The 12145-nt window shown below is 50.1% G+C and carries 6 protein-coding genes; 2 read left to right on the plus strand and 4 right to left on the minus strand.

Annotation, left to right across the window (positions count from 1 at the left end; translation table 11 throughout):
- Window positions 1-5: 5 nt before the first annotated feature.
- Window positions 6-512 (minus strand): hypothetical protein, encoded by a 507-nt coding sequence (locus tag BUC30_RS00275; protein WP_244536404.1) that lies wholly within the window; start codon window positions 510-512, stop codon window positions 6-8.
- Window positions 513-671: 159 nt separating this feature from the next.
- On the opposite strand from BUC30_RS00275, the gene BUC30_RS00280 reads away from it, so the two are divergent.
- Window positions 672-1652 carry an Rpn family recombination-promoting nuclease/putative transposase gene (locus tag BUC30_RS00280; protein WP_244536405.1) on the plus strand — a complete coding sequence of 327 codons (981 nt, stop codon included), beginning with the start codon at window positions 672-674 and terminating at the stop codon, window positions 1650-1652.
- Between the two features lie 279 nt (window positions 1653-1931).
- Window positions 1932-6365, plus strand: a complete 4434-nt coding sequence (locus BUC30_RS00285; protein WP_244536406.1) for an acyl-CoA dehydratase activase — start codon at window positions 1932-1934, stop codon at window positions 6363-6365.
- 115 nt (window positions 6366-6480) lie between these two features.
- On the opposite strand, the gene BUC30_RS00290 is transcribed toward BUC30_RS00285, so the two are convergent.
- The 3 genes from BUC30_RS00290 to BUC30_RS00300 form a co-directional block, all read right to left on the minus strand.
- Window positions 6481-8553: a hypothetical protein gene (locus tag BUC30_RS00290; RefSeq protein WP_073422886.1), complete on the minus strand. Its 2073-nt coding sequence runs from the start codon at window positions 8551-8553 to the stop codon at window positions 6481-6483.
- Between the two features lie 360 nt (window positions 8554-8913).
- Complete coding sequence (locus BUC30_RS00295) at window positions 8914-10359, minus strand: glycosyl hydrolase family 8 (RefSeq protein ID WP_073422888.1); 1446 nt, start codon at window positions 10357-10359, stop codon at window positions 8914-8916.
- 88 nt (window positions 10360-10447) lie between these two features.
- Window positions 10448-12124, minus strand: a complete 1677-nt coding sequence (locus tag BUC30_RS00300) for a hypothetical protein (RefSeq protein ID WP_073422890.1) — start codon at window positions 12122-12124, stop codon at window positions 10448-10450.
- Window positions 12125-12145 lie beyond the last annotated feature (21 nt).

Raw genomic sequence — 12145 nt, forward strand, 5'->3', positions numbered from 1 at the left:
ACTAGTTAATAGTTAGTAGTTACTAGTGATATATCGTAAGAATATGTGTCGTTATAGAAATTAATGTAGTAAGGTGTGTTTTCTTTACGGAAATGCACCCTAAGTGTATCAACACCAATAAGAGTCGGCGTTTGGAATGCAAGGCACGAATCGCTAGATATAATCGCTTTTAATGATGTTTCCCACGCGACAACAGGCGCGTCAACACAAATCTTGACGATTTCGTTCTTTTCGACTTCAAGCCACTTTTCTTTGTTCAATGTATTGCGGCTTACATTAAATGTTCTTTGAATTTTATTTTCAGGAATCTTTTCCAAATTCTTTCTTGGCTTGACGCTTTCAACCGGCTTTTTCACCAGAATCGGACCATGGAATCTTTCGGCGAGACCGACAAGTTTTGAATACTCCAAGCTGTCCTTATACGCACCGCGACATTCTCCATGCTTGTCGTAATAGAATTGTGCATTCGCAAACGCAAAGCACATCGTTAGGAGCAACAAAATCTTTCTCATACAACAGAATATACAAAAGTAGCGTCTTTTGCAATTGTCAGCGCATGCCCCGCTCCTGTCTAAAAATATTTTACAATGATTTCTTGAAACAAACGGCTTGCTTATGCGTGTTAATAGTATAGGGGCCAAATCATAACCAAACCCCTAAAGGAAATGTAAATGACCGAAAACAACACAACTTCAGAAAAGAAAGCCTACTACATCGTTACGAACGAACAGGGCGAAGAGTTCTTGCTCCCTTATTACAGCGAAACGTTCCGTGTGCTGATGGATGACAAGGACACCATCCGCGACATGCTCAACTGCCTGCTTGGGCTAGACCGCGACCACGAAATCATTGATCTCGACTACGAATTCGAAAAGCCCATTGACGTCTTCATGCCGGAAGATGATTCCGCGCGACTTGACGTGTGGGTAACTACAAAGGATCACCGTTATTTCAACATAGAGATGCAGAATAGAAGCCATCCATTCTTTCTTGACCGTCTCCAACTCTACAATTCCTATCAAACATTGCGTGGCAAGTACGAGTATAACAGGTCGACGTATTTCAAATTGATGGACGAAAAGGAGCGTAAGGTTCATTTTTATGAACTACCTGAAACGGTATCTATCTGGCTCTGTAATTTTCAAATTCTCAAGTCAAAGGATATTTTTAAAGACACTTGGGCTGTCTATAGCGAGGACAACGTCAACCACAGCGACTCAACACATCGGGCGCTTCCCATTTTCAGTAAAAATAGATATATTATAGTAGACCTTCCGAATTTCAAGAAACTGCGAAAAAACATCAGTTCACGCGAGGACTACTGGCTGAAACTCTTGTCGCAGGGGCCGCTTGAAGTTCCCGAATCGAAGGACCCGATCTTTAGGGATGCCCTCAACCGTTTGCGCGTAAGCCGCATAAGCCCTGAACTGCTTAAAGCCTTGGAGGAACATATGTTCGATAAACACGCTGATGAAGCTATCGAAGCCGAAATTTGGCTCAAAGCAGAAGCTAAAGGACGAGAACAAGAACGTGCAGAAAATAAAGTCGATACAGAAGCCGTTCTGCGAGCCAAGGGTCTTTCTGAATCGTTGATTACTGAAATACAATCCGAGCTTGAAGCCCTTCGACAAAATCGTCACGTAGAGAAATGAGCTTCTTTTCGCCCCGCTTCAGCGTAGCAATTTCACTAAGCGGGGCTGTTTCGCTACTCAGAATTGGACTGCAATTCGGTGAAAGTTTTTAGAAAGGTGAAGTGCATATAAAAAGAGGTCGTTGGGCCTCTTTTTGTTTTGCGCGGTCCCATACAATAATCTGCACATGCGAGCAATTACTCAAAATTCCCCAAATTGCGCGTTTTATCGCCATAAACGCAAAATGACTTTTTCAAATAATGAAAAAAAACTAAATTTGGCTTCACTATGAATACTTCTATGAACGATTTATGGGTGGGTGTCGACGTAGGCTCCACCACTGTGAAAATTGCTGTAGTCGATCCCGAGACATCTAAGCTTTTACACTATACATATCAGCGTCATAACGCCATGCAGGCGAAAAAGGTCTACGAGGTCCTGCGCGAAGCCCATGCCCTTTTCCCAGGCAAGAACTTCAGGGTCACGTTCTGCGGTAGCGGCGGTCAGCCGTTCGCCGAGGCCACTCACGCCTTCTTTGTGCAAGAAGTAGTCGCAAACGCACTTGCCGTGCGTGCCACCTACCCCGATTCCAGGGTCGCCATTGAACTTGGCGGTCAGGATGCCAAGGTCGTCTTCTTCGAAAAGGACAAGACCACCGGAAAACTCATCGCCTCGGACATGCGTATGAACGGTGTCTGCGCCGGCGGTACGGGTGCATTTATCGACCAGGTCGCGGAACTCCTCCGCATCAAGACAGAAGTATTCGAAAGCTACGCCAAGCGTGGCCAAAAAGTCTATGAAATCTCGGGCCGTTGCGGCGTGTTCGCCAAGACGGACATCCAGCCGATGCTCAACAACGGCATCGCGAAGGAAGACATCGCCCTTTCGAGTTTCCACGCCATTGCAAAGCAGACCATCGGTGGCCTTGCCCAGGGCATGGAAATCAAGCCGCCTGTCATTTTTGAAGGTGGTCCGCTCACATTTAACCCGACTCTCGTCCGCGCATTCAAGGAACGCTTGGGCATCTCCGACGAACAGGCGATTGTTCCGGAACATTCCGAAGTGCTCGTCGCCATGGGCGCCGCACTCGCTAACGGTTCCATGTTCGCAAACCAGGAATGCATGTACCGCGAAGAGGGTTCTCTCGACGCGCTCGTTCACTTTAACGAAATCCGCCAGGCCGAGAACAAGGCAAAGGCAGCCTCCGACCTCTTCTTCCAGAGCGAAGCAGAATACAAGCTGTTCCTCGAAGAACACAAGATGGCGGACAACCATTACCCGCAGCCGCCTTCCGGCACGACCATCAACGCCTACTTGGGCATTGACGCAGGTTCTACCACAACGAAGTTCGTGCTCATCGACGAAAACGAAAAGGTCATCGACGGCTTCTACGCCAGTAACGACGGTGAACCGCTCGCCGTCTTGAAGCGTGCCATGGTGGACCTCGCCGACCGCTACGAAGAATACGGCGTGAAGCTCAACATCTTGGGCGTGGGTACAACCGGTTACGGCGAACAACTCTTTGCAAAGGCTGTCCACGCGGACTACCACACGGTGGAAACCGTCGCCCACGCAAACGCGGCCCAGCGCCTCTGCCCCGACGTCTCGTTCATCTTGGACATCGGCGGTCAGGACATGAAGGCCATCTCCGTGCAAGACGGTGTCGTCACGGGCATCATCCTCAACGAAGCCTGTTCCTCGGGTTGCGGTTCATTTATCGAAACCTACGCCCGCAGCCTCGGCATCCCGATGGAAAAGATTGCGGAACTCGCATTCAACTCCAAGAGCCCGTCTCAGCTCGGCAGCCGCTGCACCGTGTTCATGAACAGTTCCATCATCACGGAACAGCGCGACGGCAAGCAGCCCGAAGACATCATCGCTGGCATCTGCCGTTCCATCATCAACAACGTCTTTACGAAGGTCATCCGCATCCGCAACCTGAACACGCTGGGCAAAAAAGTCGTGGTGCAGGGCGGTACATTCAAGAACAACGCCGTTCTCCGCGCCTTCGAACAGTACACGGGCCTCAAGGCCATCCGTCCGGAACGCCCGGGCGAAATGGGCGCTATCGGTATCGCACTTTTGACCAAGAAGTTCATGGAAGAAAAGCGTGCCGCCGACCCGAACGTGCAAAGTAAGTTTATCGGGCTTGAAGCCATGAAGACCTTCAGCTGGCACAACCAGCCGGGTCAGCTCTGCCAGTACTGCACCAACCATTGCTCCCGCACTATCGTGACCTTTAGCGATGGCCAGAGCTTTGTGACGGGCAACCGTTGCGAACGCGGCGAAGTCACCGCCGACCCGAACGATCCGGCAACGAAGAAGCTTATTGCCGAAATCAACAAGAAGATGCAGGCTGTGCCAGACATGATCAAGCGCACGAACCAGCTCCTGGTCAAGGACTACGCTCCGCAGATTCTCTTGCCGCAGAACGGAAAGACCATCGGTATTCCGCGCGTGCTCGAATTCTGGAACAGCCTCCCCTACTGGAAAGCATTCTTCACCGCCCTTGGCTACACCGTTGTCGTAAGTCGTCAGAGCGACTACAAGATGTTCGAAGCAGGTCTTCACAGCGTGCCTTCGGATACAGTCTGCTTCCCGGCCAAGCTCGTCCACGGCCATGTGCTGAGCCTCATCGAAAAGAAGGTCGATCGCATCTTCTTCCCGATGATGATTTCGCTCCCCAGCGACCACACCAAGTTTAACGCCACAACGGTCTGCCCGGTCGTGCAAGGCTACCCGAACATTTGCCAGAACACGGACGAACCCGAAAAGAATTACGGCATCCCGATGGACCAGCCGATTTTCCACTGGGCAAACACGAAGCTCCGCAGAAGCCAGACCATCGACTGGTTCCACGACAACTGGAACATCGATAAGAAGATTTTGGACAAGGCCGTCACGGAAGGCGAAAAGGCACTCAACAACTACCGCACCACGCTCCTCGAAGAAGGCCAGAAGATTCTCGACGACGTGAAGGCAAACAACAGTTTTGCCGTTGTGATTGCAGGCCGTCCCTACCATGCCGACTTGCTCATCAACCACAACATTGCAAGCCACTTTACTGCCATGGGCATTCCGGTGCTTACCACCGAATCACTCCCGGGCGTTTACGACCAGGATGTGCCGAACCACACCCGCGTGGAAATCAAGAACACGTTCCACTTGCGCATGCTCGGTGCAACGATGATTGCTTCGAGAGACCCGCATGTTGAACTTGCCCAGATTGTGAGCTTCGGTTGCGGACACGACTCCGTGTTGACCGATGAAATGATGCGCATGATGCACCGCGATTCCAACAAGGAAATGCTCATGCTCAAGCTCGACGAAGGTGACGCACGCGGCCCGGTCGGCATCCGCATCAAGAGCTTTATCGAAACCGTGAAGGCCCGCCGTGCGGCAAACCTCCCGGAAAAGCCGATTTCGAACGAACCGCAGTTCCACACGCCGTACGTGGCAAGCGACAAGACAAAGCGTATCATCTTGACGCCGAACCTCTCCCCCGCTTTCGCCATTCTCGCAAGTAGTTACATCCAGGGCAAGGGCTACCTCTCGGATTACCTCCCAGTTGCAGACAAGCGCGCTATTGAACTCGGCAAGAAGTACGTGCACAACGACATCTGCTTCCCCTGCCAAATCAACATCGGCGAATGCCTCAAGTGGCTCGAAGAACACCCGAACGTTCCGCAGACCGAAGTTTCGATGTGCCTTGCCAAGAACTGCGAAAACTGCCGCGCCGTGCAGTACTCCGTGCTTGGCCGTAAAGCTCTTGACGAAGCGGGTTACAAGGACGTTTCCATCATCACGACCGGCATCGACTATAAAGGCATGCATCCGGGATTCCAGCTCGGGCTCGACTTCCGCCTCCACACGCTCTGGGGCCTTGCCTTCATGGACGCCATCGAAACAGCGTACCGCGCACTCCGCCCCTACGAAATCAACAAGGGTGAAACCAAGAAGATTTACAGCAAGTGGATGCCGGAACTGATGAAAACCGCAGCAACGCTCAAGAAGACGGAACTCGGCTCTGCCAAGCGCCTTGTCGAAATGCTGCGCCAGTGCATCGAGGAATTCAACAAGGTCGAAATCACGGAAAGCCGCAAGAAGGGCATCCGCAAGCCGCGCGTCGCTGTGCTCGGCGAAATCCTCATGAACTTCCACCCGAGCGCCAACGGACATGTCGAAGACTACCTCATGGACAACGGCATGGAAGTTTACCTCCCGGGCATGATGGACTTCTTCCGCGTCGACGAAGTTGTGCGCGCCGAAAAGATCAAGCGCGGATTCTCGGCAAATCCGATTTCAGACCGCCTCGAAGGTGGCATTACCGCAAAGCTCTTTGAACACGCCGCAGCAACCGCCAATAAGGTCATGCAGTCGTTCAAGCTTTACGAACACCACGCAGACTGCTTCGAACTCGTGAACTACATCGACGGCATTATCGACCCGACGTACAACACGGGTGAAGGCTGGCTCATCCCGGCAGAAATCCTTTACAACTCGAAGCACGGCATCAATAGCTACATCATTGTGCAGCCGTTCGCCTGCCTCGCAAACCACATCAGTGGCCGTGGCCTCACGAAGGCTGTAAAGGAACGTTGCCCGCACGTGCAAATCCTGAGCTTGGACTACGATCCGGATACCAGCTTTGCCAACATCGAGAACCGCTTGCAGATGCTCATCATCAACGCTCGCGAACTCGAACGCGCCAATAAGGTAAACGTTAATCGCTAGTCATTGGCTATTAGTTATTAGAAGAGGAACCCCCGACGGGGTTCCTTTTTTGCATTAAAAAAAGCTTCCTCTTTCGAGGAAGCCCTTTCACAATTCGACTTAAATCGTTAAGGAATTAGCGGATTGCAACGCGCTTCGTAGCGAGGACCTTGCGGCCTTCGACGAGGCGGACAATCACAGCGCCCTTGCCAGCAAACTGAGCCATGTCAACGGTCTTTGCAGCACCGGAGAATGTTTCAGAGAGGAGCATGTCGCCGCGAACGCTAAAGATCTTCACAGACTTGACGCCGTTGGAGTTCGTTGCGATGCTCAGAATGTTGTTGGAAACAGCCATGTTGGCCTTTGCTGCAACAGCCGTAGCGATGGCAGTCGTGCCATTGTCGCGACCGATAACCTTTGCCGGAGCCGGCTTCGGTTCTGCGAGAATCGGCTTGAGTTCAGCGCAGACATCACCCTTGCAGACGATTTCGATCGGTTCTTCAACCGGTTCTTCAACAACTTCCGGAGCTTCACCGCAAGAAGTTTCGACCCACCACCAAGTCTGAGCGGCATCGTCGTTAATCCACTGCGGGACACCTTCAGCAACACGAGCCGGATTCATGGTGTAGCACTTGCCTTCAGCCATGTTTCTCAAGCCAGCGTTATAGCAATGCTGATCGTAGTCGCCAGTGCCGTTCACATAAGCAATGCAAGTAGACACGACGATTTCGCTAGAGCTAGAAGATTCTTCACTGGAGCTAGATTCAACAGAGCTGGAGGATTCTTCGCTGGAGCTAGATTCAACAGAGCTGGAGGATTCTTCGCTGGAGCTAGATTCAACAGAGCTGGAGGATTCTTCGCTGGAGCTAGATTCAACAGAGCTAGAAGATTCTTCGCTAGAGCTGGAGATTTCGGTACCGCAAGAGGTTTCAACCCACCACCAGGTCTGGGAAGCGATGTTGTTGATCCAAAGCTGGTTCTTGACATCGTTATAGCGATCCGGGTTGATGGCGTAGCACTTGCCTTCTTCCATTTCGAGGAGACCTGCGTTGTAGCAGTTATCAATGTAGTTGCCAGAGCCGTTCACGAATTCGATGCAAGTAGACACAACGATTTCGCTGGAGCTAGAGACTTCTTCAGAGCTAGAAGATTCTTCACTGGAGCTAGATTCTTCAACAGAGCTGGAAGATTCTTCGACGCTAGAGCTGGATTCTTCAACAGAGCTAGAGGATTCTTCGACGCTGGAGCTGGATTCTTCAACAGAGCTGGAAGATTCTTCGACGCTGGAGCTGGATTCTTCAACAGAGCTAGAGGATTCTTCGACGCTGGAGCTGGATTCAGCAGAGCTGGAGGATTCTTCGCTAGAGCTAGATTCTTCAACAGAGCTGGAGGATTCTTCGCTGGAGCTAGATTCTTCAACAGAGCTGGAAGATTCTTCGCTGGAGCTGGATTCTTCAACAGAGCTAGAAGATTCTTCGCTGGAGCTAGATTCTTCAACAGAGCTGGAGGATTCTTCGCTGGAGCTGGATTCAGCAGAGCTAGAAGATTCTTCGCTAGAGCTGGAGATTTCGGAACCACAAGAGGTTTCGACCCACCACCAGACCTGAGATGCAATGTTGTTGATCCACAGCTGGTTCTTGACATCGTTATAGCGATCCGGGTTGATGGCGTAGCACTTGCCTTCTTCCATTTCGAGGAGGCCTGCGTTGTAGCAGTTTTCAGTGTAGTTGCCAGAGCCGTTCACGAATTCGATGCAATTAGAAGCAACGATAACTTCGCTGGAGCTAGAAACCGGCGTTTCGCTAGAGCTGGAGAGCGGTTCTTCACTAGAACTGGATTCTTCAACAGAGCTGGAGCTCGATTCCGGTTCAACGATTTCACTGGAACTGGATTCCGGCTCAACGATTTCGCTAGAGCTGGATTCCGGTTCGACGCTGGAGCTAGAAACTTCTGCGATGCAAGGAGTTTCAGACCACCACCACGTCTGTGAAACCACGTTGTTGATCCACTGAGGAACGCCTTCCTTAACACGGTCAGCGTTCATGGTGTAGCACTTGCCTTCTTCCATGTCAAGGAGACCGGAATTATAACAGTTCTTGTCATAATCGCCGACGCCATTGACGAACGGAATGCAAGCAGAGCCTTCCTGAGCAAAAGCCATTGCAGATGCCAAGCCCAAGAAGATGGTTGTTGTTTTGGTTGTTTTCATTTACTTGACCTTTTAGTTTGTTTTTAAGGTCGTACAAATTTAGTAAATGAATCATACAAAATAATTCCAAACATACAAAAATTATATATTATATGGACAAAACGCTTAAATTTTTAAAATTTGAGCAATATCACACACGATGTAATTTTATTTTTACTAGTTGACAACGTAATTTTAGTTTACTTATGAGCACCTGTTTATAAAAAAGCAAACAAATGTTTACAAGTAAAGATTGTTCAAAATAATTCGTTAAAAACACATTAATTCGTCATAATTTTACATAACAAAAAAAGCCCGAGAATTCACAATTCCCGGACTTTTAAAGTTTTCCCGCAGGGGCGGGCTTCACTGTTTTAGCTTTTAGTCGAGCTTGATCTTCTTGAGGCTCGTCATACCAGCGTTCTTGACGCGTACAACGTAGAGACCGTTCGGAACAGCCTTCAAGGAGACGTTCAACACACCATTGGCGTGATTGTCGAACGACTTCAACACGCTACCCGTCATGGAAATCAAATCCACATGGACATTGCCATTGGCGGCAATCTGGAGCGTTCTACCGGCAAGCGTCATCTTCGGAGCGCTCGTCATTGCGGCGGTCAAGGCAGTCGTTCCGCTGCTGGAGCTGGATTCCGGATTCACAGAGCTCGAAGAAGTCGGCTGCGAAGGCGTTGCAGCGGCGAGGTTCGGCATGTTACCCGAAACGAGCAAACCGTTCAAAAGCTTGAGAGACTGGTTGAAGTAGTTTTCATCACCGAGAGCGACCGCTTCCTTCCAGTATTCATCGAGCTTAGCCTGATACTTGGCATCGGAGATAAGAGATGTCATGAGGGAGGTCACGAACGTGCTGTTGTGATCATTGCCAAGACTGCCAGACGATCTGAGGACCGGGCCCTTCATGTTGGCGGCACTGACGGTAGAGACAAATTCAGCCATTTTCTTGTCGAGAGCGAGAGCACGCGTATCGCCATGCCAGCAGACAGCCTTGGCATTGCGCCACGGAGCGCGGGATGCATCGTAACTATAGTAGTCATCTTCGCTCTTGCCGTTTTTATCAGTCCAGTCATCAATGAGGCCCGTCGTAACTTCTGCAGAACTAGCTTCGTAAAGCTTCATGTTGGCATCGTAAGCGGTCTTGTTCCAGAATTCCGCATTGTCCGTATCGATCAAGGCAAAAACCGGCATGTAGGCAGGGTCAAAATAGCCCGGGTTCTTGCGGTTGAAAGCGGCATCGCCCCACTTGTCGCCCGGCAAATGCAGACCATTCGATTCGAACTCGGACTTTTTCATGGACTGGATGAGCTTTTTGGCATCTTCCTTGTACTTTTCGTCGCCAAACTGGTAGTATGCCATCGCAAGAGCGGCAGCGGCATCGATATCGCCATCGAGTGCTGCACCGTTACCGGCATCCCACGACTGAGAAAGGTTACCGACCTTCCAAATCATGAGACCGTTTTCGTTCATCATCTTCTTGTAGAAGTTCCAAATCTTGTCGAATTGCGGCTGATAGCTTGTAGTGTTATCGCTAAAGTAGACCATAAGGAGCATGCCATAGCCGACACCTTCCGAGAAATACGTATCGGAGCCCGGATCAGAACGGACACCGGCAACATCGCCCTGTTCGTTGTACATAGCCTTCATCCAGTAGGCAAACTGGGACTTCAATTCTTCGGAAGCTTTAGCCTTGTCGCTCAAAAGCGTCGCATTTCCACCGTAATCCGACATCTGCGGGAACGGGAAATTGACCTTAGCCTGGGCAAGACCAAAAGCAAACAGGCCTGCAAGACCCATTTTTACCAAACGATTCATACACAACTCCATTGCCCACACAGGGCCGTTAAATCTATCTAAAAATAAATTATTAGCGACCAAATTTAAATTTTTTTAGTCTTACGTTTTAGTACTGTGTGCGGTCCATCACGACAAAAAGCGAATCGCGGTACCCAACGTGCCATTTTTCGCTAGAATCAAGAGCTGCAATCAATTTATCCCACCTGGCGTAATAGCGGAGCGGGAGCACTACGCGGTCGATATCCTGCAATTCGGCATCGCGCAAAAAGAGCTGCGGCGTTTTCGCATATTCGAGATAGCGTTCAAAAAATTCCGCCGTCTTCAAAATAAATCGCCCATCTATGTAAGTTGAATCTAGCGGGTTCATAAATGCCAAGTAACCGCCTGCACGGTCATCGTTGAAAAGTCTCCCCGGGTGCGGATTTTCCATCATCCAATGCGCCGCCGCCACGGGCACGCGCTGGTACGCGACCATGGAATCGTAAGACAAGACTGACTTTACCCAAAGTCCGAGAAGGAACGCGACAACGAGAGCCGCAAGCAACGTATCCGATGTGTTTTTCGACTTTTCGGCAAGACGGTTCTTGAGTCTAAGCTTAGAACTCAACCTCTGCAAATTCTTAACATGACGATTTTTTACCTGCAACTTAAAGCTTGTGTGACGCCACGAGAATTGCAAAAGCACCGCCAAAAACACCGGTAAAAAGAGTACAAAGTTACGCTCGGCAAGCAAAGCGAGGACTGCCGTGATGAAAAGCCAGGAGGGCTGCAAGCGACGCACAAAGATAGCCTCGACGCGTTCTTTTACCTGCCAAGACAATTGCCACGACAAGTAAGGGGCGGGCTGCAAATGCCACCGCACCGCGGCAAGTACAATTCCACCCACGCAAAGGACAAGCATCAAAACAGACTGCAACACATTTTCACCGTTCAGCAAAAGCGTAATGGGCGAACGGTTCTCCGCAATTTCAGTCGCAAAAACCATTGCCGAAGGCGAAAGCCCAAGCAAGCGGTCGAGCAAGCCAAACGGGTAAGGCAACAAGTTAAAGCCATCTCGATGGAACACCGGCATGATAAAGAGCAAAATCACAAAAAGCGTCTGCCATGCAAGAGTCCTGAACGGGATCCTCACGCCCTTCCATTGACGGACCTTTCCAAAATTTCCCCAACGGCGGAACCAGAGTCCATACAAGAAAAAGCCATACGCAAAAATCAATCCTAGAATAAACAGCCCCTGACATTTGCACCAAATCCACTGGATAAAAAGAACGACAAGTACTCCCAAGAACTTGTAAGAAATAGTTATGTCGTGAAACACTTTGCGAAACACAAAATGGAACTTTTTAGCTTGTGTGCTCCGGCTTACTTTGTGTTCATCACGCCATCCGTAAAAGAGCCACGGCAATACATTCCAGTAAATCCCGAGGAAGAGCATGCTAAAAAGCACCGGTCGAATTTCAAACTGGTAGCGGAAAATAAAGAGGAGAATAGCGACACAGGCAACAACTACCCAATTGCGGCATTTCGCACGATGCAAGAACAGCGCAAAAACGACGCCCCACAAAATCGCCTTGAATGCGACCAACAACGGAGCGTCGCCAATGTCGTAGACAAATGCCACGACCTGCTGAAAATACTCGTGTACGTTCACGACTGGTTCACGTACAGGAGTCCATGTCGTCACCCATTCCCGTGCGCAAGCCAAGTGCCACCAGATATCAGTATCTGTCAGCGGGAATATCGCAAAAAGCGAAACAGCAACACATATAGCAAGCGCGATCATTTTCAGCTCCCCTTCAAAATA

Source organism: Fibrobacter sp. UWB7 (assembly GCF_900142945.1).
Lineage (GTDB): Bacteria > Fibrobacterota > Fibrobacteria > Fibrobacterales > Fibrobacteraceae > Fibrobacter.

What these genes read in the sequence shown, in the direction of transcription:
- BUC30_RS00275 (WP_244536404.1), bottom strand. Translation starts at nt 512, where the DNA reads ATGAGAAAGATTTTGTTGCTCCTAACGATGTGCTTTGCGTTTGCGAAT.
- BUC30_RS00290 (WP_073422886.1), bottom strand. Translation starts at nt 8,553, where the DNA reads ATGAAAACAACCAAAACAACAACCATCTTCTTGGGCTTGGCATCTGCA.
- BUC30_RS00300 (WP_073422890.1), bottom strand. Translation starts at nt 12,124, where the DNA reads ATGATCGCGCTTGCTATATGTGTTGCTGTTTCGCTTTTTGCGATATTC.
- BUC30_RS00295 (WP_073422888.1), bottom strand. Translation starts at nt 10,359, where the DNA reads ATGAATCGTTTGGTAAAAATGGGTCTTGCAGGCCTGTTTGCTTTTGGT.
- BUC30_RS00285 (WP_244536406.1), top strand. Translation starts at nt 1,932, where the DNA reads ATGAACGATTTATGGGTGGGTGTCGACGTAGGCTCCACCACTGTGAAA.
- BUC30_RS00280 (WP_244536405.1), top strand. Translation starts at nt 672, where the DNA reads ATGACCGAAAACAACACAACTTCAGAAAAGAAAGCCTACTACATCGTT.